This window comes from Sebaldella sp. S0638 (assembly GCF_024158605.1).
Classification (GTDB): Bacteria; Fusobacteriota; Fusobacteriia; order Fusobacteriales; family Leptotrichiaceae; genus Sebaldella.
On the sequence record NZ_JAMZGM010000008.1, the window covers coordinates 60,959 to 83,721 of the forward strand.

The window sequence follows — 22,763 nt, forward strand, 5'->3', positions numbered from 1 at the left end:
ATTTTTTAAAGGCTTATTTATTTCAATTTTTTTGAAGTATTCGGACACAAGCCTTAAACGCAGTTATTATCTGTTATTTATCAATTGCGCTATTTATATTTTATTATCTCTACATAAGGCAGGTATTTACTGGTCTGTTCCAGTGAAAAGTCCGAACTCAGAAAATGTGTTGCTTTTGATGCACTAATTGCTGTGGCAAATCTAAAAATTTCCTCTATGTCTTTTTTCAGATAATATTGTGAAATTACACCGCCTACGAATATATCTCCGCAGCCTGTTTCGCTTAATACTTCTACTTTGGGAGGAATAAAACCGTATACTCCCTTTCCTTTTATTCCCGCTATACTCCCTCCGTCTCCGAGCGACACTGCCACTATCTCGATTTTTTCATTAAGTTTTCTTATTTCCTCTATAAAATCTTCTGTTCTTTCAAGTTTTTTTCCTATCAATTCCTGAAATTCATGTTTATTGGGCTTTATAAAGAAAGGCTCCAAATTTATCGCTTCTTTCAAATATTCATCTCTGGCATCCAGAAATATCTTAGCTCCGGTATTTTTCAGCGTTTTTAATATCTCACAATACTTTTCAGCGGAAAATCCCGCAGCCGGTGACCCTGAAAATGCCACTATATCCTCTTTCTTTATGTCCCGCTGTATTTTCTCAAGCAGTTTATTATATGACCTGTTATCAGGAAGCTCTCCCGCTTCTGTTACCATATAGCTTCCGAGATTTGACTCATCTACAAGAATTGTGCATTCTCTTGTATTTGTATTTTCCACATTTATGAATTCACACTTTATATTTTTTTCTTCCATTAATTCCACAAGCTTTATTCCGTTAACCCCGCCGATAAACCCTGTAGCAATATTAGGCAGTCCCAGAGCGGAAAATACCGTGGATACATGACATCCTTTCCCGCCGATATCATAAAGGACTTTTTTTATTTTATTATTTTGCTCTCTTTCAAGAATTCCTGCAATTTCTATTACTTTATCCACTGCGGGATTCAATGTAACCGTGTACAGCATTTTTCACCTCTGGTAATCATTTTTCTAATATTTTACCCTATTCCCCGCTAAATGAAAAGAAAAATAAATTTATTATTTGCACCAAAAATATATTATACAGACACTTTATTGACTTATACCGAAATATGTCCGAAATTATCTGATTTTATTATTTTCTATATCTATTGAAGAATTCCGGCTTATCCTGTATAATATCTGTAATACTTTTAAACAGGAGAAATTATGGGACAATATACTAATTTTATAGTTATTTTAGTGGCTATTTTTGTATTTTACGGAATTTTTCGTTTTATAAAAAATCTGTTTTTTACAAAAATAGTTATTCTAATAATACTGGTCTTAGCTTTTTTCATTGGAAAATATGTATTCGGACTTATATAAAAAACGGCTGCGGTAAAGAACATTACCGCAGCCTTATATTTTAAACTTAGAATAGCATTGAATAGCTTAATTATCTTTTATCTCTTGTTTATTTACCTAAAATCACATAATTCCGTAAGTTTTAAAAGCTGTGGTAGCCAGCATCCCTTTACGTATTTCTTCCTGTACTATTTTTTCTCCGCGTGCTTTTTCCAAAGCTTTAGTTATGATTTCTTCTTCCATTTCACGCGGTACTACCATGACACCATCGATATCACCGACTATCAGGTCTCCGTCCTGAATCTTTACACCATTAATCTCTATATCTACACGGAAATCAATTACTTTCCCGCGTCCGCGCTGATCCTGACCATAAAACCCAGTGGAAAATACAGGAAAATCCAGTTCCTTTATTCCCCTGTCCCTGATAAAACTGTCACTTACTGCGCCTCTTGCACCACGTGCTATCATTGCAGTACACATAAGTTCCCCTATTGTGGCAAAGCTTCCTGCTCCTGCACAGATATAAATCTCTCCTTTTTTCAGATCATCCAAAGCTTCCAGCATACGCCCGAAAGGCTGGGGATCATCTTCCTTGTCAAAAAAAGTATTTACTTCCAAAACTGTCATCGCACGTCCGGCCATGCATCTCTGGCTTATCGGACCGTCAAGCGGTCTGATATCAGGACTTAGAAAATTTTTCCTTTTGCCTTCCAAATCACATATATCCCCGATAACAGCCGTATACAATTCCTTCTCAATTAACTCAAATAGTTGCTCATCATTTTTCCACTCTGCCATTTTGCAGCCTCCTTTTTTATTTTACAAAATTTGGTAAAAACATTACAATCTGCGGAACATAAATCAGTACAAGCTGTACTGCCAGCATCACAAAAATAAACGGCATGATTTTCTTGGTCAGTCCCGGAATGGACGATCCTGATATACCCTGTGCCACAAATAAATTTACACCCACAGGCGGTGTCATCATTCCTAACTGTGTTCCCATAACCATAATTATTCCAAAGTGAATCGGGTCTACTCCCAGATTTCTTAACATAGGAAGAAAAAGCGGGGTGTAGATCAGAATCAACGCCGCAGTTTCAATAAACATACCGGTAAAAAATACCAAAACTACGAATAATGTCAGAATAATAAGCCTGTTATTTGTAATTGATAAAATTGCCGTTCCGAGCTGATCTGGTATTCCGCTCATAATCAAATAAGTAGCAAAAGTTGTAGCAAACCCCAGAATTATAACAACAGTTCCTGTAGTTGTAACAGCTGCTGTAAATATCCCCGGCAGTTCTTTAAGCTTTATTTCTTTATAGATGAACAAACCTACCAGTAAAGAATAGATAACTGCTACTACCGACGCTTCAGTGGCAGTAAAGAATCCGAGATAAATACCTCCGAGAATAATAACAGGTGCCATTAAAGCCCAAAAAGCTTCTTTAAATTTCTGCCATACATTAGCCAGATGAAATTTCCCCTCATCTGTTTTATATCCCTTTTTCCGTGATATAAAATTAACCAGCACACAGAGTGCGAAAGTCAGTAAAAATCCCGGCAAAAATCCGGCCATAAACATTTTACTCACAGATACTTCTGCTGTCACGGCAAATAAAATCATAGGAATAGATGGAGGTATCAAAACTCCCAGTGTTCCTGAACTTGCTACCAACGCACCGGAAAAATCCTTATCATAACCTTTTCTGATCATAGTAGGTACAAGCATAGACCCGATTGCTGCCACAGTGGCAGGAGACGATCCTGAGATTGCCGCAAAAAAAGCACAGGCTATTACTGCTATAATTCCGAGACCACCGTATACATTCCCTACAAGAGTGCTGGCAAAAGCAACAATTCTCTTTGAAAGTCCCCCTGATTCCATCACAAGACCGGCAAGTATAAACATGGGTATGGCAAGATATGTAAAACTGTTTAATCCTGAAAATGCTGACTGGGCCATGAATTCTAACGATATTCCGTCGATAAGAAGAGCTGACATAGAAGATATTCCTATACAAAAAGCTATTGGAATACCTGCAAAAACTAAAACTACAAAAATAACAATCATAATCAGAAATGTTGTCATACTCTACCATCCCCTTTTTTATCCCTGCATCTGCCATAAATATTCTGTATATATCTCAGACACATAATACCCATTGTTACAGGGATAATACTGTAAACTATCCATATTTTCCAGCGAAGTGCAGCTGTTCTTTCATGATATTCCATTGCTCTTGCTATAAAAGGAACAGAATTATATGCAACAATAGCAACAAATACCATGCAGATAAAGTCCACAATATTTTTATACACTTTTTCATATTTTTCAGGTATAAAAGAATCAATAATTTCCACTCTTACATGTCTGGAACGTTTTACTGCTATACATGATCCTATATATACCAATGTAATAAAAGTAAAATTCGCCAGTTCCTCTGTCCATCCTAACGGCATGTTCAGAAGAAAACGGAAAATAACCTGAATGAAACAAAGAAAAATAAGCAAAGCCATAAGTACAACAGCAATATACTCCTCTATATTATCTATAAATCTTTTCAAACAAAACACCCTCTTTACTTAATATAATAATCCTATACCTTATTCTGCTTTCTCCGGGCAGAATATCCATAGTTTTTCATTGCCTGAAACGAACTATTTTGCAGCTTTTTCAATTTCTGCCAAAAGTCTGTCATATAAGTCCTGATTAATTTTTGCACCGTACTCATCATTTACTATTTTGGCAACTGCTTTAAATTCTGCTTTTCCCTCAGGTGTAAGCTCATTAAACTGTGTTTTTCCGTATTCTTCTATTTTTTTACGAGCTTCTGCATCTGCATCATTTACTGCTTGTCTCATATAATCCTTTGCAATATTTGCTGCTTCCTGCAACACTTTCTTTTCATCTTCCGTTCTCTGATCGTACCATTTTTTCCCTACAACAAAAACTACTAATGTATATTCATGGTGTGTCATACTGATATATTTTTGAACTTCATAGAATTTGTTTGAATAGATATTCTGAATTGGATTTTCCTGACCGTCTATATTACCATTGCTTAATGCGGTAAATACTTCATTAGACGCCATTGGAGTGGCAAGAGCCCCGCAGGAATTAAAGAATTTTTGTGGAATTTCTGTAGCCATAGTTCTGATTTTCAGACCTTTGATATCATTTAATGTTGTTATCGGCTTTTTATTATTTGATACATTCCGATAGCCGAAATCTCCGAATCCCAGTCCTACATACCCTTTAGCCTCAAGTTTATCAAGAAGCTCCTGACCCACAGGCCCGTCTACTACTTCATTTACTATTTTCTGACTGTCGAATATATAAGGAAGCGTTAATAAATTAAATTCCGGTACTATATTTCCCAGCAGACCAACACCCGGCAAATTCATCTGTGCCATATTTATCTGAATTTTATCCAGCATATCCTTATCTGCACCTATTTTATTCGAATGTTCCAGTTTTACAGTGATGTTTGAATTCGCCTCCACATACTCTTTAAACTTCACCATTGCCGCATGTTCAAAATGATTCTCAGGTACACCGTACCCTACAGTCATAATAACAGACTTCCCCTTTGATTTATCAGCTGTTTCCTCTTTTGATGCAGTATCCGAATTCTTAGAGCAAGCTGAAAGTAATAATATAACAGTAAATAACATTACAACCAATTTTTTCATAAAATCAAACCTCCTAAAATTTCATATAAATGTGCATCTGTTGGATCACTGTACATTCTGCTGTTTTTATAAAATTTTGTAGAGAACTGACATTTTCCGGACAGAAAACACATACAGAGTTACAAAACAAACATATTGAACTTTTCAGTATAACATTTGGAAAATACCAAGTAAAATTCTGTCTGTCTTAATTCTGTAATATTTCTTTTTATTCCACGACTGCACCTTTTGCAGCAGACTTGCTGTTTTTCTGATAAGTACGCAAATACCCGTCCTTAACAGTCTTTACAAGCGGTGTAAAGTTTTCTCTGCGTTTCTCTAATTCATCTTCCGACACATGAAGTGTTATACTTCTGTCCGGAATATTAATTTCTATATCATCCCCATTTTTTACAAGGCTCAACATTCCGCCTTCTGATGCCTCAGGTGAAATGTGACCTACAAACAGTCCCCGGTTCGAACCCGAAAAACGTCCGTCAGTGATAAGTGCACATGAATCAGAAAGACTCATACCTTCCAGATGTTTCATAGGACGGTACATCTCAGGCATTCCCGGTCCGCCTTTCGGCCCTTCATATCTGAGTACAAGTACAGACCCCGGCTTTATTTCACCGCTCAAAATAGCTTCTACCGATTCATCCTCACTTTCAAAGACCACTGCTTTCCCTGTGAATTTCATCATATTTTCAGGAATAGCCGCCGGTTTTACCACACATCCGTCAGGAGCAATATTCCCCTTCAGTACGCCTACTCCTCCCTCACGGTGAAACGGAATATCTGTTGTCTTTATTACTTCGGATCGGTTGGTAAACGGCATATTTTCATAGTTTTCCCCTACTGACTTCCCTGTTACTGTAAGCACTTCTTTATGTATCAATCCTGATTTTATTAATTCTTTCATTACAGCTGCCGTACCTCCTGCTTCGTCAAAATCTACCATATCATATGGAGAGGCAGGATAAATAGCAGCTATATGCGGTACTTTCTTACTGAACTTATCAAATTCCGATAAATCAAGTTCCCCTAATCCTGCATCTGCGTGAATAGCCTGCAGGTGCATAATAGCATTTGTCGAACCACCTGTTGCAGTCAAAAATGTCATTGCATTTTCAACAGATTCTTTATTTATAATCTTTCTGGCATTAATGCCGTCCAGAACAAGCTTTACCACAGCTTCTCCTGTCTGAAAACCAGCCTGCAGTCTTCCGCTGTGTACAGCCGGAATAGTAGATGTTCCCGGCAGAGACATACCCAGAGCTTCTGCAAGGCACCCCATAGTATTAGCTGTTCCGTACATAGTACAAGACCCTATACCGGGTTCTGCGAGATTTTCAATTTTTTCAAATTCTGCATCATCAATTAAATTCTGGTGTTTCCATCCAATTGCTTCGGAAATAATATTCCCGTCCCAGTGCTTGCCTTTATAGCATGCAGGATACATGGGACCACCGTTAATAAAAACTGCCGGAATATCAAGTCTTGCAGCTGCCATCAGCATTCCCGGCACAATTTTATCACAAGACCCTATAATTACAAGTCCGTCAAAACGGTGTGCACGTGTCATGCATTCCACAGATGCGGCTATTACATCCCTTGCAGGAAGTATATAGCGCATACCTTCATGCCCTTCTGCGATACCGTCACAGGGAGCAATAGTACCAAATTCCATAGGTACGCCTCCTGCTGCTGTAATTCCCTCTTTTACCTGTTCACAGACTTCGTTTAATCCGGCATGACCCGGAGTGGCATTCGTATAACTGTTGGCAATACCAATAACAGGCTTCTCCAATTGTTTTCCTGTGTGTCCACAGGCTTTGTATAATGCACGTTTCAAAGCCCCTAATTCTCCCCGGAGAATCGGATTAAACTGTTCTTTTTTACAATGCATATAATTCCTCCCGAATACTTTCTTATATTACTAGTCATACAAGTAGTATATATGGAATTATTTTAGTTCATCTCTTCATATTTGTCAATACTAATTTTACATTTATTTTTTATTGAGAAAAAATGATACAACAAAAAAGACAGTATATAAAACAATGCCATGGGCATTATAATCATTTATATTTCTGTCTTCTATTATTTTATCATTCATTTATTAAATGTTTTTTTTATTTTACCTAATTTTGAAAATATTCCGGATATTCTGAAACAAGTGAACCAAAGTGTCTTTCAAAACCGTCCAGATGAGCTTCTATCAACGGAATCAGCTTTTTAGTATTGCCATTTTTTATATGCTCCAAATATTCATCATGCTGATTAAGCATAGTCTGGTTCGTAATCTTTTCCTGAAGTCCCAGATAACGGAGTCTGTTATAATCCTGCTGATGTGACTTTAAGATATTCCATACTTCTTTCATCCCATAACCTTCAAAAATTATCTGATGAAACTGATTATCAAGCTCTATAATATCATAAAAATTATTTCCGTTTAATGAAATGATTTTTTCCTGTGTATTAAAATTAAGTGTAAGTTCAATCAATTTATTATCTTTAAAAATACCGTCACTCTTTTTCACTATCTCTTTTTCTGCAACTGTACGCAGAAACAAAAAATCATTAATCTGTTTCAGATTAATCAGATTAATTATTGTTCCTTTTTGGGGTACAATAGTAATTAAATTATTCTGTGACAGCTTTATCAATGCTTCTCTCACTGTAGTTCTGCTGACACTTAATTCTTTAATAATTTCTTCCTCGCTTATATTCTGTCCCGGAAGCAGATATAATTCCGAAATACTCGCTTCCAATACTCTGCCGACCCATGAAGACATTTTTTCATTTTCCAGTTGTTTCAGCATTTTTAAAATCATAAATCAACACCACGCTATCTGTTTCATATTTAAAAGTTTCAGGTTTTCTTCACTGACTATATTTAATAAATTTTTAGTATTTTCCTCTAATTTTAGCACAAAATTTTTCGCCTGTAAAGCCGGGAAATATAAAAAACAATACTTGTCAATATACTTATTTATTTTTAAATTTAAAAACACACCAGCAGTAATTCTCTGATGTGTTTTCAGTTTAATTTTACAATTTATTATAAATTCCTTCTATTCTTGCAATTATATCTTCACTGACAGAATTTTCCGTTACTTCTTTTAAAGTTTCGGCTAACCCCTTGTCTTTCATCATACTGTTCAGTTTTACGCTTTCTTCGTCGCTTCCGTCGAATTTTAATGCATAAGCAATTCCTGTAACCAGATTTTCATTGGAAGTACCATATTCCAGAGTACCTGACAGTGGTTTTATAAGTCTTTCATTTTTCCCGAGTTTTCTTATCGGCTGTCTTCCTACTCTTTCTACATCATCTTTCAGATATATATTCTCAAATCTTTTTATGATTTTATCTATATACTTAAAATGAGCTTCCCTGTCAAAACCGTATCTTTTTATTAAGACTTCCCCGCTCTCACCCATAGCACCTTTTACTATGTTTCTGATATCGGCATCTTTTATACTTTCATCAATGGTCTTGTATTTCTTGTACTTTCCTATATAAGCAGTTATTGCGTGTCCGGTATTCAGAGTAAACAGTTTTCTTTCAATATATGCCATAAGATTATCTGTCTTTATCATACCTTCCAGTTCCAGATCACCCTTTATCAAGTTTCTGTCCACTATCCACTCATAAAATTCTTCTACTACCACATATGTAGGCTTTTTCCCTTGGGCATTCACGGGAGGAACTATTCTGTCCACTGCTGAATCAGGAAATCCGATATATTTTTCGGCATATTCTTTTTCTGATTCATTCAGCTTTTCATAAATATTTTCTTTCAAAAATGTAGTTCCCTTTACCATATTTTCACATGCTATAATATTTAGTTCTTCTTCCATGCCTTTTTCTTTTCTTGCTTTTATTATATCTGCAAATGATCCTGCTATTATTTTCAGTACATTAGGCCCTACAGCTGTAGTAATAAGACTTACAGCAAGTCCGGCTTCCTTTACCTTTTCCGGATCATTAGACATTATCCCGCTGACATTTTTTACAATATCAGTTTTTGAATTTTCACCGACTACTTCCACTTCATATTCTTTATCTATATTCAGCTGATCTATTACCTGTGTGTTAACATCGGCAAAAATCACTTCATATCCTGCTTCTGACATGATCTTCCCTATGAACCCCCTGCCTATGTTTCCTGCTCCAAAATGTAATGCTCTTTTCATTTCTGCCTCCTTTATTTTAAGCAATTATACACATAATCAGCGTCTGTTGAATTTACAAGTCTTTCTGCTTCAGTTTCATCATCAAGAATTCCTGCAAGTTTGGCAATAACATCTATATGTTCGTTTCCTTTTCCTGCTATTCCGATCAGAAGTTTTACAATATGTCCGTCTCCGTAATCTATTCCCTGCGGATACTGAAGTACCACTATTCCTGTTTTCTTTACTTTTTCTTTTACTTCTGCTTCACCGTGAGGTATTGCTATATTATGATCCAGATATGTCGATACCAGCTTTTCTCTCTCAAGCATACCGTTTATATATCCATCTTCCACATATCCTGCATTTTTCAATAATTCTCCGGCTTGTTTTATAGCTTCTTCTTTTGATACCGAAGCCAGACCAAGCTTAATGTTTGACTGCTTTAAAATTTCCTCTTTCTTCTGCTCACCAGTTTGAGGAGTTTCTGATTTATTCAGATTAACGTCCGATGAGCCGTCTACTTTTTTAATTTCTTCACTACCTCGTCATAAAAATCTCCGTCTACGAAATTAGTCAAAGATAAGTGAATTTTGTCAGGTGCCACACCTTTTGCTCTTGCTGTTAGATCCTGATGAGTTATTATCATGTCGGCATCTTTTGGTATTTCATTGATTGCTTTATTTTCTACTATTACATTAAGCCCTGCGTTTTGTACTCTCTTTTTAAGAAGGCTTGCTCCCATTGCACTTGAACCCATTCCTGCATCACATGCTACTATTATTTTTCTGATTTCACCGCTGTTTATATCAGCTATATCTGCTCCTGCTTTTCCGCCTTTTAAGTCAGCCATTTTGCTTGCTGCTGCTTCAAATTCATCATCATCTGCGTTTGCTGCTGCTCTCTTTACGAATATAGATGCTACAAGGAAAGATACCACTGTGGCAAGAAGCACAGACAACATTACACCAAACATACTTCCTTTGGCTGTAACAAGTCCTATTGCTATTATACTTCCCGGAGAAGCCGGCCCCACAAGTCCTGTTCCTAAAAGCATATTTGTAGCTACTCCTGTCATTCCCCCGGCTATTACAGCTAAGAATAAAGCAGGATTCATTAATACATACGGAAAGTAAATCTCATGTATTCCACCTAAAAAGTGTATAATTATTGCCCCTGGTGCTGACTGTTTTGCATTCCCTTTTCCAAAAACAGTATAAGCCAATAAGATTCCCAATCCTGGTCCCGGATTAGCTTCGATTAAGAAGAATATAGATTTCCCCATCTGTGTAACCTGTTCTGTTCCAAGCGGTGTGAATATTCCGTGGTTTACTGCATTATTAAGGAAAAATATTTTTGCCGGTTCTATTACTATAGAAACTAATGGTAAAAGTTTCATTGCTACTAACTGGTTAACTGCAAACATCAAACCTTTTGTTAGAAGCTGCACTGCCGGTCCTATTGCCTTGAATGCTACTAATGCAAGTATCATACCTATGATTCCTGCTGAGAAGTTATTTATAAGCATTTCAAATCCCGGTTTGATTTTTCCTTCAAGAAGTTTATCAAAAGCCTTTATTACATATCCTCCAAGAGGTCCTGCTATCATTGCTCCAAGGAACATCGGAATGTCAGCTCCTACTATTACACCCATTGTAGTGATAGCTCCGACTACTCCTCCTCTTTTTCCGCCAACTATTGTTCCACCTGTATATCCTATTAAAAGCGGTAACAGATATGATATCATAGGCCCTACCAAGTTAGCCAGATTTTCATTTGGCAGCCATCCTGTAGGTATAAATAATGCTGTTATAAGCCCCCATGCTATAAAAGCTCCTATATTTGGCATTACCATGGCGCTTAGAAATCTTCCGAATTTCTGCACCTGTACTCTTGCTGAATTATCGCTCATTTTCTTTTCCTCCCGATTTTTCGTATTTTTATATATTTATTTTTTATTTCTCTTCTGTAAGACTCAATATTTTCTCGTATATTTCATCGCTTGTAGCAAGATCCTTTATTTGATTATAGAGATCTTTTTCATCCAGAAGTTCGGTAAGTTTTAGCAGTGCATTCAGGTGTTCCTGATTGTCCCTGCTGGAAAAAAGAATTATTATCTTTATTTTTTTATCATTGGGAAACTCTATGTAATCTTTCAAAGTCATGAGTATCATCGATGTTTCAAAAACGTTATCTTCATTTCTTCCGTGTGCCAGAAGAATATGTTCATTTATTACCATGTAGCTCCCATGTGTTTTCAGTATATTTATAATACTTTCCACATAGTCGGAACTCACAGCTCCTTTTGCCTCCAATACTTCTCCCCCGAAATAAAGGGCATTTTCCCATGAATCAAATGTCAGATTGGTATATATATTCTCTTTTCCAAGTATTATTTCCAAATTGTGTTTCTTATTTTCCACATTGAAAGTTATTTTATTTTTATACTTTTCTTTAAGACTTTCTATAAGTCCTGTTTCATCTTTTATATCTGCATGTTCCTTTATTATTTCCAAAAGTTCTTCGAGATATATCAGTTTTCTTTCTTTATCCAGTCCGTAAGACTCCAGTTTTTCCAGATCTTCTTTTGTAAGTATGGGATTTACGTGTATCACGGGAATCGTGTCTTCTTTTATCGGAACTGTTGATATGATAAGGTCAATATTATTAAAGTCTGTTATCTCTTCAAATTTATGCATCGGCAGAGTGTTTACCACATTTACCTCAAAATATTTTTTTATATTTTCTTTCAGCAGTTTTGAGCTGCCGTATCCGAAGCCGCATACTATTATTACATTTTTCAGGGTTTTTTCCGCTCTTCTGTCTATGGCTTCCTTAAAGTGTATTGTTACAAAGGCAATTTCGTCGTCGTTTATTTCCACTTCCAGATAGTGTATCAGTTTTTGCATGGAATCTTTTATCATCAAAAACAGTTCAGGGTAATTATCCAATACCTCCTCATAAATGGCATTTTCCAGCTTTATTCCCTGCTTTATTCTGTATATCGCAGGTTTCAGGTGGTTTAAAAGACCTTCAAATAGTATGTTGTCTCCTAAAATATTAGTATCTATTTTGCTGTTAATATCTACTATTAATTTATTTACAAGTATTTCCAGCTGTATCCAGTTTTCATAATATGAATAATCAAAGTTATACGAATGGCTTCCCAAAACATATTCGGAAAAAGCCATTATTTCCTGATTGCTGAATTTTACACGGGCATTTTTTTCCAGGCTGCTGATTATTACTGATATTATCTTGAATTCATCACTTGATGTAATAAAATTAGGATTATTTATCTCACCAAGTATTTTTCCCTCTCTGACTCTCTTTATCATTATCAGAAGATACAGAGTAAGAATTTTATACGCTTCATCAGATATTATCTTTCCCATTTTTTCCTGTATTTTTTTTATAAATTCCCTTATATAGTTCAGGTCTATATCAGAAAAATAGTTTTCTATGACCGTTTTTACCATTATTTCACCGGGATACTTTTTTGCAATAAATAAATACTCGAGCAAAAAGTTCAGAATATAACGTCTTATATTCTTTTCAGCTCCCTTTATATATTCAAAATCCTTAGAATAGCTGTTAAACTCAAGCTTATTTAAGGAGAGAACATCTTTTACCCTTGCCATGTCATTGGCTACAGTGGTAGAACTTACATTTAGATTTTCTTCAAGATTTATCTGTTTGAGATTTTGTGAATTAAACAGATAATTGGCAAGAATATAGTCGGTTCTTTCTTCTCTGGAATACGCATAATTTTCCTTATTCAGATATTCCAGAACAATACTGTAATCTAAATTTTCCGGTTTCTCCACTTTTCGCGAAATTATTTGAATTTCGTCAAAACCAAATCTGCCCAGATAATAATTCAGGTTTTCTATTTCATACCTGATAGCGCGCTCTGACAAATTTAGTTTATTTGCTATTTCTTTTAATTCTCCTGCTTCATCAAGCAGTATCAAAATATCCAGACTTTTTTTTGACAACATTTTTATCACCCCTGATACACTCACTAATAATTTACATCATAAAGTGTAAAAAGAAAACTACAAAATCATTCATAATTTTTTGAAAGGATTTTTTATAACTATGATTCCGCCAATATATCCAATACTTACCGCGAAAAAAACTTGAACCTTCATTCTATTTTTTTAATCATTTACAAATCTTTCCATTAACTTAATTATATATAAAAAGCAAAAATTAATTTTTTTTGTAATTAAAAAGATTCTCTGCTCTTTACTGCCCACACAAACAGTATAAAAAATGATTTCCAGTCAATGACTTTTCTATCCTAAGCCTGAATTATCAACGAAAAAAAATCTTTAAAAATTTTAATTTTCCTATTGACATTTTACTGTAAAAATGATATAAAATTATTAGCACTCTTATTAGGTGAGTGCTAAATTAATACGAGGTGATTATATGGAAAATAAATTTACTGAAAAAAGCGTGGAAGCCATCTCAGAGGCGCATAACTACGCTGTGAGATACAAAAGTCCGGATATGAAGGTAGAACATTTACTGCTTGCATTAGTCGGTCAAATGGAAGGATTAATACCCAAGCTTTTACAAAAAATGGGAATAAATACATCTAATCTTATAAATAAACTATCAGCTAAACTGGATACTTTCTCGAAAATAGAAGGTTCTTCAGGAGATCCCAGACCTAATGCAGAGTTAAACAGAGTTCTTGTGCAGGCCGAAGATTATATGAAGAAATTCCATGATTCTTATATCAGCACAGAACATTTATTCTTAGCTGCTTTTGATAATAATAACTTTCTAAAAGCAAATAATATAAATAAAGAACAGTTCGAAAATGTTCTTACCGATGTAAGAGGTAATAAAAGAGTAGACAATACTACTCCTGAGAATTCATACGATGCATTGGAAAAATACGGAAAAGACCTTGTGGAACTCGCAAGAAAAGGTAAAATCGACCCTATTATAGGAAGAGATACAGAGATAAGACGTGCTATACAGATTCTTTCAAGAAGAACCAAAAATAACCCGATTCTTATAGGTGAGCCTGGCGTTGGTAAAACAGCCATTGCCGAAGGAATAGCACAGAGAATACTTAAAGGTGACGTACCTGAGAGTCTGAAAGACAAGACTGTATTCTCACTTGATATGGGATCATTGATTTCCGGAGCAAAATACAGAGGTGAATTTGAGGAAAGATTAAAGGCAGTTATTAAAGAAATAGAAGACAGTGACGGAAGAATCATACTTTTTATAGATGAGGTACACACTATTGTGGGTGCAGGAAAAGGCGACGGTGCAATGGATGCGGGGAATCTTCTGAAACCTATGCTTGCCCGTGGAGATGCCAAAGTTATAGGAGCTACTACTATTGAAGAATACAGAAAATATATAGAAAAAGATCCCGCTCTTGAGCGTAGATTTCAGCCTATTTTGGTACCTGAATCTTCTGTAGAGGATACTATTTCTATACTCCGTGGTCTGAAAGAAAAATTCGAGACATTCCATGGTATAAGAATTACTGATAATGCACTTGTAGCTGCTGCTGTTATGAGTGACAGATATATAAGCGACAGATTTTTACCGGATAAAGCAATTGACCTAATTGATGAAGCCTCTGCGAAAATAAAGACAGAGATAGACTCTATGCCTACAGAGCTTGATGAGGTTACAAGAAAGGTATTACAGCTTGAGATTGAACGGGAAGCATTGAAAAAAGAAAAAGACAAGGCTTCACAGGACAGACTTGAGTCTCTGGAAAAAGAGCTTGCAGACCTTAATGAAAAGAAAAATACACTGCAGAGCCAGTGGGAAGCTGAAAAGCAGGAAGTGGACACTCTAAAGAAAATCAATGAGGAAATAGATAAAGTAAAATTAGAAATTCAGGAGGCTGAAAGAGTTTATGACCTGAATAGACTTGCTGAATTAAAGTATGGTAAACTAGCCGCGCTTGAGAAAAAGAAAGAACAGGAAGAAACAGACCTTGAAACAAAAAAAGACAGTGCAAGGCTTCTTAAACAAGAACTTGACAGCGAAGAAATAGCAGAAGTAGTAGGAAAATGGACTGGTATTCCAGTGTCAAAACTAATGGAAGGTGAAAAAGATAAAATACTTCACCTTGAAGATCATCTAAAAGCAAGGGTAGTAGGACAGGATGATGCTATCAAGGCTATCAGCGACACTATTATCAGATCGCGTGCAGGATTAAAAGACCCGAACAGACCAATAGGATCATTTATATTCTTAGGTCCTACAGGAGTTGGTAAAACTTATCTTGCGAAAACTCTTGCATATAATTTATTTGATGATGAGAATAATATTGTCAGAATAGATATGAGTGAATATATGGATAAATTCAGTGTTACAAGATTAATAGGAGCACCTCCGGGATATGTCGGATACGAAGAAGGCGGACAGCTTACAGAAGCTATCAGAAGAAAGCCGTACTCTGTTATACTTTTTGATGAAATAGAAAAAGCACACCCTGATGTGTTTAATGTTTTACTCCAGCTTCTTGACGACGGAAGACTTACAGACGGAAAAGGAAAAGTCGTAGACTTTAAAAATGCAATAATTATTATGACATCGAACTTAGGAAGCCATCTTATCCTTGAAGACCCTGAAATGAAGCCGGAAACAAGAGACGGTGTAATGAATGAACTTAAGATGAGATTCAGACCTGAATTTTTGAACAGGGTTGATGATATTATCGTCTTTAAAGCTCTTGATAAAGAAAATGTAAAAGGAATTGTACGTCTTGTACTTGATGATATCAATAAAAAATTAAAAGAACAGTATATGAGAATAGAATATACAGATGCAGCTCTTGACTTTATAGTAAAAGAGGCTTATGACCCGAGTTACGGTGCAAGACCTTTGAGAAGATTTGTTCAGAAAGATATAGAAACTAATCTTTCAAAAATGATTCTTTCTAATGAAGTAAAGGAAAATGATGTTGTACTTATAGACAGTGACGGTTATACATTGAGTTATAATGTTAATCTTCCTGTGTAAATAGTTTATGCTTAATACTTAACAAATAAAAATACAGCTGTATCAGATAGCAGATTTATGCTTTCGATACAGCTTTTTTATTAGATATATTATTTCACTCGGCTGCTTCTGTCATGTATTCTTTCATAATCAAAGAATCCGGATTATTCAGACGTCTTGTTATTTCTGTTGTTAATTTATCAGGAGGCATTGTTCCCACTTCCACACAAATATCATCTCTGCTATGGTTTATGGAAAATATTCCTTCTTTGTCAACCAATCTTACTGCTGTTTCCATTGCTTTCAGCCTAAAGAGAAATTCTTTCTCCCACTCTTTTTCATTCAGTATATTCCATGAAGGACGTGAAGAAAAAATATGACTAAATTTTTCATATCTGAATGCATAATAAGGACTATCAGCGTAAGACCATTTTATTTCCCGGGATTCATCAGCATTTTTATATAAATTTACCGCTCTATCTAAAGCTTCTTCCGACCATGCAGATATTAACGGCGGCAGACCCTCTCCTGTGGTTAAAAACGTACAATAATAAAACTTTTCATTATTATTAAAAAGTTCAGTAAGAACTTCTCTGAGTGCTGATACTATCTCACTGACAATTATATCAAATTCATCCTTCATTTTTCACCTTTATTCTAACAAATATATAATAAAACGGAAAAATCCTTACCCCAGCTTATCCCCGTTTTTCACAGCAATTCCCGAATCAGCCTGAATAAGTACCACGCCTTTATCACCGTATACTCCCAGCACCAAAACCTCAGACATAAAAGATCCTATTTGTCTGGGAGGAAAATTAACTACTCCTAATACCTGTCTTCCTTTTATATCTTCCGGCTTGTATAAATCCGTTATCTGAGCGCTGGATTTTTTCACCCCTATTTCCTCGCCAAAATCAACCCATACTTTGTAAGCCGGTCTCCTTGCTTCCGGAAACTCCTGCACATCGATTATTTCCCCCACACGTATATCAAGTTTCATAAAATCATCAAATACTGCCATTTTTCTGCTCACCTGTCCCTATTTTTTTATATTATTATAACACAACTTTATTTTTTATGGAAATTACTGGATAAACACACACACACATATAAAAAATTCCTGAATATCCGCCGAATATCACTGATCTATTTCAGCAACATCAGTATTTTCCGGTATTCAGGAACTTTTTTATTTATAATTTTTCATCTATTTTTTTACCAGCCAGACACATGTTTCATAAGGTTTCAGCATACTGTTTTCACAAGGTATTTTCATATTTGCAATAAGACATTCCCCGCTTTCTGCACTATTCATGATCCCTCTGTTTATTCCCGCTGCTTTGTCTGTAAGATTACATATTACATAAAGAATTTCCCCGTCAGTCTCACGTTTATAAATAAATGTATCTTCCGAATCTTCATCCAGTATTGTAAAGTTTCCGTCTCTTATAATATCGTATTCTTTTCTTAGCTTTATTAACTTCTTGTAATATGAAAATACAGATTTTTCACTTTTCAAATCTTCTTCCACATTTATCCCGTCTGCCATCTTCCCCATTTTTATCCATGGTTTTCCTGTGGTAAAGCCTGAATTTTCAGTATTGTCCCACTGAACAGGCGTTCTTGCATTATCACGAGAACGTTCTCGTAAAACTTCAAGAGCTTCCTCCGCAGTCTTTCCTGCATTCAGCATATTTTCGTATGCATTAAGTGATTCCACATCTTCATAATCGGCAATATTATCAAAATGTGCATTCAGCATTCCTATTTCTTCTCCCTGATAAATATAAGGCGTTCCCTGCATCATATGGATAAGTGTAGCAAGCATCGCAGCTGATTCATATCTGTATACATTTTCATTTCCCATTCTGCTTACTATACGCGGCTGATCATGATTGCACCAGAATAAAGCAAGCCATTCGTTTTCTTTTTCCATGCCGTTCTGCCATTTTGTAAAATATTCCTTAAGTTCCTTTATATCTGATTTCTGTAATTCCCATTTGTCTTTATTTTTATAATCCGTTTTCAGGTGATGAAAACTAAAAATCATTGAAAGTTCTTTATTTTCAGGCTTTGTATATTCTATACAGGCTTCCAGAGTCGTGGAAGACATTTCTCCTACTGTTATTACATTGTCATATCTGCTGAATACTTCCCTGTTCATCTCTCGCAGATACTCATGTATTTTAGGCCCGTCTGTATAATATTTTCTTCCGTCATCTGTAAAAGTATCCAGAGTGTCATCAGGGAAATTCTGTTCTTTTGACAGCAGATTTATCACATCAAGCCGGAATCCGTCTATACCAAGATCCATCCAGTATCTCATCATTTTATATATTTCCTGTCTCATCGGCTCGTATTCCCAGTTCAGATCAGCCTGTGTAACATCAAACAGATGAAGATAATAGCTGTCAGTTCTCTCATCAAGTTTCCATGCCGGACCGCCGAATTTTGATACCCAGTTATTAGGAAGTTTTCCTGTATTCTTTTTCCAGATGTAAAAATCTCTGTACGGATTATCTTCTGATTTTGAAGACTCCTTAAACCACATATGTTCTGTTGATGTATGATTTACTACAATGTCCATCATTACTTTCAAATTTCTTTTGTGAGCTTCCATAAGAAGATTTTGGAAATCATCCATTGTCCCGTAAACAGGATCTATATTATAATAATCAGCGATATCATATCCGTTGTCATTCCCCGGACTCACATACATCGGAGTCAGCCATATATATTCTACTCCCAAGTCTGCAATATACGGAAGCCGGCTGATTATTCCGTTAATATCCCCTGTCCCGTCACCATTACTGTCCTGAAAACTTTTGGGATAAATCTGATATACACTCATTTTTTTATAATCCGTCATTTCTTTTCTCCTTTGCAAAAATATATTTTACACCCGTTGTTTCTGCTTTATCATAACTTATTTAAACAAGTTTGTCAATCTTTTTAAAAACAAAATTTTCCGTTTTTTATTATTAATTTTTATAATTAAACAACAGCATAAAAAGCTTGATTGACCTTTTTATTATTCTGTGATGTAAGATAACTATATTTAATTTATATGGCATTTTTTATGAAGAAAATATCCCTTCTGCAAAATTTTTCCTTTCATCTTGGTGATAACTTTAAATATTAATATATAAATAAAAAAACAGGAAATCTTAATATGAATTCCCTGTTTTTCTACTCTCAAAACTTTATAATTATACTTGGAACATTTTTGTACAGTCCCGTGAAATTTCTACTCTTCTACTATCTCTATCTTATCTGCATCTATTATTATATCTGTATAATGGTATCTGGAATTAGAATGAAGAAGAAATCCGGAAATCCTTACATTTTTGCCGATCAAATGATCCGGCTCCATCTTGGCAGAATCAAAACTCAGCTGAATCTGCGGTACATCATATACAGGATCAAAAATTTCGTATCTGTTTCTAACCTCGGTATCTGTGGATTTTATTATATTTATCGGATTATCAAGAACTATAAAATATGGATAAATAACTGCATTTTTGTTATATCCTGCAGGGTTTTTTATTTTTTTCCTGATAAGTTTTCCCTGAATAACTGTATCTTTTATTCCGTAATAATAAACTGCCCTGTCTGATACAGCAATAACCGATAATAAGACCAATAAGCATAAAATAATTTTTTTCAAAGCTGTTCACCTCTATTGCTTTCATTTGATTTATCTATATTTCCATCAGTATATTTTCATCTGATAACTCAATTTACATATACATTATACTACATTTGAAAGAATAATTTAACCAGTACTTTGACAGAATCAATTTTATAAGAAAAATAAGCTGTTTGATGAAATATTTATTTTAAATGAAAAAAATTTATAGACTTCTCCTAAAAATTTTGTTATAATTTCCCCATCTGATTTATATTTATGGAGGTGTTCATTGTGAAAAACTTAAAAATTCAATTTTTTATAATTGATAATTTATATCATAAGCCGGCTTTTATTAGTTCTGATAATGCTGATTTTTTAACGTACAGTGAAATACTGCTGCTGGATATACCAGCATACATATCAGAAAAAGAATATTTTAGTGAAGCAGAGAATATAAAGAGGGAATTTCCTAAGAAATCCCCATATATTACAGATATAGTAAAGGAAAAGAGTCCATTGGCTTTTATTTCCTGATTGTAATAATAATTATGTTTTCATGACTTCCTTACAGGAAGTTTTTTTTATGCAAAATATTTATAAAATTAAAATTTGAAAGGAGTCGCAATGAGTTTAAAAATATTTGCCGAATTAATTGACGAACAAACAAAAAATCAAATCATAAGTATTCATGAGCAGGAGCATTATAAAAATCAAAAGATCAGAATTATGCCCGACTGCCATTTAGGAAAGGGATCATGCATAGGTTTTACGCAGGAAATGACTTCTTCTCTTGTTAATCCTGCCTTTGTAGGTGTGGATATAGGCTGCGGCGTTACCATGATGATTTTTAAGTCTGCTAAAAATATAGACCTTGATTATCTTGATAAAACAATAAAAAATAATATTCCGTCAGGGATGAACAGAAATAAAAATCCGTTTAGATATGAAAAATATGTTTCACAGGACTTTGATAATAAAATAAAAGAATTATGCGAAAATATAACTGTTATTAACTATGAAGATGTAAAAAACAGCCTTTGTTCTTTGGGAGGAGGAAATCACTTCATAGAAATGGGATATAAATTAATAGATAATGAGCATTTTTACTATCTTACAGTGCATAGCGGAAGCAGAAACTTCGGATTGAAAGTAGCCGAACATTATATTAAGGAATCCAGAGAACAAAACAAAGAAATCGCACAATTCAATATAGCACTGCGTGAGAAAGTGGAAAAATTAAAGGCCGAGAACAGACATGCCGAAATAGAAGACTTTATCAAAAATGAAAGAAAATCTTACTTCCCGGAGTATGTCGAATTAATTGACGGAAATGACGGATATTTCAGAGATCTTGACATTGCCCAAAACTTCGCACATCATAACAGAATTGCCATGCTTGGTGAAATTTATGAGCTTCTTGAAAGAGAATATGACCTTGAAAAACAAGATATTATAAACAGTACACATAATTACATAGATTTTTCGGGTAAAAATCCTGTTTTAAGAAAAGGTGCCATCTCTGCTAAAAAAGATGAGCTTATTATCATACCATTTAATATGAGAGACGGAATAATTCTCGGAAAAGGTAAAGGCAACGAAGACTGGAACTGCTCTGCCCCTCACGGCGCAGGACGTGTATTATCCAGAACAAAAGCAAACGAGCAGCTTAAAGACAGTAATATTGATGAGATAATGTCTGGCGTATACACTACTACTGCACAATATTGTATTGACGAACTTCCTGCAGCTTATAAACCTGTTGAAGTAATACTTCCGGTTATAGAGCCTTCTCTTGAAGTCATTGATACTATCAAACCAATTTATAACTTTAAAGCAAAATAAAGAGAGTCTGAGGAACAGCTTGTTTAACAGGCTCTCATATATAATTTTCTTATTGATATGTAATAATTCTTTTCTCTGAATCTTTTTCAAATAATTATCTTATCTGTATTTTTCAAGTGCTATTTTTAATTTCAGTATATTAATAAATCAAACCATCATATTTCAAATCTATGAGATCACAAAAACATCACACTCCTTTGCTGTTACCTTATATCTTTTATAAAAAAGGAACCTTAAAAAATTTCCACAGTTTTTCTTTGTGTCTATTTTCGGTTCCTTTTTATTTTAATATAGCTTTTTCCGCTTCTATTATTAAATAAACAGAATTTCCATTTAATAATATATGTCAATTTTAAAATACTGCTTTTAATGTAACGCCCACTCTGTAATCGTCATGATTATCATTACTTACTTTATAATCTCCTGTTAGGAAGATTCCGTATCTGTCTTTTGCTTCTACCCCGATCATTGCTTTAGTTCTTATTTGTCCTTCGCTTTTTTCAGGTTTTACAAGTTTATGGTAATCACTTTCCGCTGCTGTGAGTTTTGCATATTCTCTTTCGTCCAGATCTCCAAGTTCATATTCATATGCCACATCTAATGCCCCTTTTACTTTCCAGCTTTCGCTGTTTCCAAAAGGTATTTCACCTTTTAATTCCACACCGGCTCTTGGTTTTACGCTCCATGCATCATTTCCTTCTACTTTCAGACTTTCAATCCCGTCCTCATTAAATGTCGGTCTTGTTGCATACATTGCTCTGACTCCGCCGTAAGGTGTAATACTTGCTTTTTTACCAAGGCTGAATTCCTTACCAAGTATATTATCACTTGTTATGCTGTATGTTTCATATGTTCCATTCATTTCTGATCTTCCAGATGATGATGCCCAGTCTATATTTCTGTCTATATTGTGAATTCCCGCTCTTCCTGTAAGATCATTTTTTAACTCCCAGCCGTTTGTCTTATATTTATTATTGTAGTGCTATAGTAAAGTAGGAACACCAAAATCTAAACAATGATATAATAAAAAAAGAAAGAGGTGTTTTGAAATG

General features: G+C 34.8%; 18 protein-coding genes and 1 pseudogene. 3 read left to right on the forward strand and 16 right to left on the reverse strand.

What is annotated here, in order from left to right; translation table 11 throughout:
• Positions 1–89: 89 nt before the first annotated feature.
• The 11 genes from NK213_RS04095 to NK213_RS04140 form a co-directional block, all read right to left on the reverse strand.
• Positions 90–1,028, reverse strand: a complete 939-nt coding sequence (locus tag NK213_RS04095; protein WP_253346972.1) for a 1-phosphofructokinase family hexose kinase — start codon at positions 1,026–1,028, stop codon at positions 90–92.
• 483 nt (positions 1,029–1,511) lie between these two features.
• Complete coding sequence (locus NK213_RS04100) at positions 1,512–2,189, reverse strand: RraA family protein (protein ID WP_253346977.1); 678 nt, start codon at positions 2,187–2,189, stop codon at positions 1,512–1,514.
• 16 nt (positions 2,190–2,205) lie between these two features.
• On the reverse strand, positions 2,206–3,486 hold the full coding sequence (locus NK213_RS04105) for a TRAP transporter large permease (RefSeq protein ID WP_253346979.1): 1,281 nt from the start codon (positions 3,484–3,486) through the stop codon (positions 2,206–2,208).
• Entirely contained in the window at positions 3,483–3,962 is a 480-nt protein-coding gene (locus NK213_RS04110) for a TRAP transporter small permease (RefSeq protein ID WP_253346981.1), read from the reverse strand. Before NK213_RS04110 ends, NK213_RS04105 begins: the two co-directional genes overlap by 4 nt.
• A gap of 93 nt (positions 3,963–4,055) precedes the next feature.
• Complete coding sequence (locus NK213_RS04115) at positions 4,056–5,090, reverse strand: TRAP transporter substrate-binding protein (protein WP_253346984.1); 1,035 nt, start codon at positions 5,088–5,090, stop codon at positions 4,056–4,058.
• A 208-nt stretch (positions 5,091–5,298) separates the two neighbouring features.
• Positions 5,299–6,978, reverse strand: a complete 1,680-nt coding sequence (gene ilvD, locus NK213_RS04120; RefSeq protein ID WP_253346986.1) for a dihydroxy-acid dehydratase — start codon at positions 6,976–6,978, stop codon at positions 5,299–5,301.
• Positions 6,979–7,213: 235 nt separating this feature from the next.
• On the reverse strand, positions 7,214–7,906 hold the full coding sequence (locus tag NK213_RS04125) for a GntR family transcriptional regulator (RefSeq protein WP_253346988.1): 693 nt from the start codon (positions 7,904–7,906) through the stop codon (positions 7,214–7,216).
• Between the two features lie 217 nt (positions 7,907–8,123).
• A complete protein-coding gene (locus tag NK213_RS04130) occupies positions 8,124–9,269 on the reverse strand; it encodes a mannitol-1-phosphate 5-dehydrogenase (protein WP_253346990.1) in 1,146 nt (381 codons plus the stop codon).
• An 11-nt stretch (positions 9,270–9,280) separates the two neighbouring features.
• Complete coding sequence (locus NK213_RS20590; protein WP_371926366.1) at positions 9,281–9,778, reverse strand: PTS sugar transporter subunit IIA; 498 nt, start codon at positions 9,776–9,778, stop codon at positions 9,281–9,283.
• Positions 9,766–11,157, reverse strand: a complete 1,392-nt coding sequence (locus NK213_RS04135; RefSeq protein ID WP_305879859.1) for a PTS mannitol transporter subunit IICB — start codon at positions 11,155–11,157, stop codon at positions 9,766–9,768. The genes NK213_RS20590 and NK213_RS04135 overlap by 13 nt, the downstream gene beginning before the upstream one ends.
• 43 nt (positions 11,158–11,200) lie before the next feature.
• Complete coding sequence (locus tag NK213_RS04140) at positions 11,201–13,246, reverse strand: BglG family transcription antiterminator (protein WP_253346991.1); 2,046 nt, start codon at positions 13,244–13,246, stop codon at positions 11,201–11,203.
• A gap of 436 nt (positions 13,247–13,682) precedes the next feature.
• On the opposite strand from NK213_RS04140, the gene clpB reads away from it, so the two are divergent.
• Positions 13,683–16,256 carry an ATP-dependent chaperone ClpB gene (gene clpB / locus NK213_RS04145; protein WP_253346992.1) on the forward strand — a complete coding sequence of 858 codons (2,574 nt, stop codon included), beginning with the start codon at positions 13,683–13,685 and terminating at the stop codon, positions 16,254–16,256.
• Positions 16,257–16,350: 94 nt separating this feature from the next.
• Here clpB and NK213_RS04150 read toward each other — a convergent pair whose 3' ends face one another.
• From NK213_RS04150 to NK213_RS04165, 4 genes are all read right to left on the reverse strand, one after another.
• Positions 16,351–16,878 carry a DUF4303 domain-containing protein gene (locus NK213_RS04150; protein WP_253346993.1) on the reverse strand — a complete coding sequence of 176 codons (528 nt, stop codon included), beginning with the start codon at positions 16,876–16,878 and terminating at the stop codon, positions 16,351–16,353.
• A 45-nt stretch (positions 16,879–16,923) separates the two neighbouring features.
• Positions 16,924–17,259 carry a tRNA-binding protein gene (locus tag NK213_RS04155; protein WP_253346994.1) on the reverse strand — a complete coding sequence of 112 codons (336 nt, stop codon included), beginning with the start codon at positions 17,257–17,259 and terminating at the stop codon, positions 16,924–16,926.
• A gap of 186 nt (positions 17,260–17,445) precedes the next feature.
• Complete coding sequence (gene treC / locus NK213_RS04160; RefSeq protein WP_253346995.1) at positions 17,446–19,107, reverse strand: alpha,alpha-phosphotrehalase; 1,662 nt, start codon at positions 19,105–19,107, stop codon at positions 17,446–17,448.
• 378 nt (positions 19,108–19,485) lie between these two features.
• Entirely contained in the window at positions 19,486–19,905 is a 420-nt protein-coding gene (locus NK213_RS04165; RefSeq protein ID WP_253346996.1) for a DUF4431 domain-containing protein, read from the reverse strand.
• Positions 19,906–20,160: 255 nt separating this feature from the next.
• On the opposite strand from NK213_RS04165, the gene NK213_RS04170 reads away from it, so the two are divergent.
• Entirely contained in the window at positions 20,161–20,403 is a 243-nt protein-coding gene (locus tag NK213_RS04170) for a hypothetical protein (protein ID WP_253347003.1), read from the forward strand.
• A 90-nt stretch (positions 20,404–20,493) separates the two neighbouring features.
• Complete coding sequence (locus NK213_RS04175) at positions 20,494–21,711, forward strand: RtcB family protein (RefSeq protein WP_253347005.1); 1,218 nt, start codon at positions 20,494–20,496, stop codon at positions 21,709–21,711.
• Positions 21,712–22,063: 352 nt separating this feature from the next.
• Here the strand turns inward: NK213_RS04175 and NK213_RS04180 are convergent.
• Positions 22,064–22,687: pseudogene (locus tag NK213_RS04180) on the reverse strand (autotransporter outer membrane beta-barrel domain-containing protein); the annotation flags it as partial.
• Between the last annotated feature and the right edge of the window lie 76 nt (positions 22,688–22,763).

Excerpts from the sequence above, each read along its gene's own strand:
- NK213_RS04095 (WP_253346972.1), bottom strand. The coding sequence starts at position 1,028 with ATGCTGTACACGGTTACATTGAATCCCGCAGTGGATAAAGTAATAGAA.
- NK213_RS04100 (WP_253346977.1), bottom strand. The coding sequence starts at position 2,189 with ATGGCAGAGTGGAAAAATGATGAGCAACTATTTGAGTTAATTGAGAAG.
- NK213_RS04105 (WP_253346979.1), bottom strand. The coding sequence starts at position 3,486 with ATGACAACATTTCTGATTATGATTGTTATTTTTGTAGTTTTAGTTTTT.
- NK213_RS04115 (WP_253346984.1), bottom strand. The coding sequence starts at position 5,090 with ATGAAAAAATTGGTTGTAATGTTATTTACTGTTATATTATTACTTTCA.
- ilvD (WP_253346986.1), bottom strand. The coding sequence starts at position 6,978 with ATGCATTGTAAAAAAGAACAGTTTAATCCGATTCTCCGGGGAGAATTA.
- NK213_RS04125 (WP_253346988.1), bottom strand. The coding sequence starts at position 7,906 with ATGATTTTAAAAATGCTGAAACAACTGGAAAATGAAAAAATGTCTTCA.
- NK213_RS04130 (WP_253346990.1), bottom strand. The coding sequence starts at position 9,269 with ATGAAAAGAGCATTACATTTTGGAGCAGGAAACATAGGCAGGGGGTTC.
- NK213_RS04135 (WP_305879859.1), bottom strand. The coding sequence starts at position 11,157 with ATGAGCGATAATTCAGCAAGAGTACAGGTGCAGAAATTCGGAAGATTT.
- NK213_RS04140 (WP_253346991.1), bottom strand. The coding sequence starts at position 13,246 with ATGTTGTCAAAAAAAAGTCTGGATATTTTGATACTGCTTGATGAAGCA.
- clpB (WP_253346992.1), top strand. The coding sequence starts at position 13,683 with ATGGAAAATAAATTTACTGAAAAAAGCGTGGAAGCCATCTCAGAGGCG.
- NK213_RS04150 (WP_253346993.1), bottom strand. The coding sequence starts at position 16,878 with ATGAAGGATGAATTTGATATAATTGTCAGTGAGATAGTATCAGCACTC.
- NK213_RS04155 (WP_253346994.1), bottom strand. The coding sequence starts at position 17,259 with ATGGCAGTATTTGATGATTTTATGAAACTTGATATACGTGTGGGGGAA.
- treC (WP_253346995.1), bottom strand. The coding sequence starts at position 19,107 with ATGACGGATTATAAAAAAATGAGTGTATATCAGATTTATCCCAAAAGT.
- NK213_RS04175 (WP_253347005.1), top strand. The coding sequence starts at position 20,494 with ATGAGTTTAAAAATATTTGCCGAATTAATTGACGAACAAACAAAAAAT.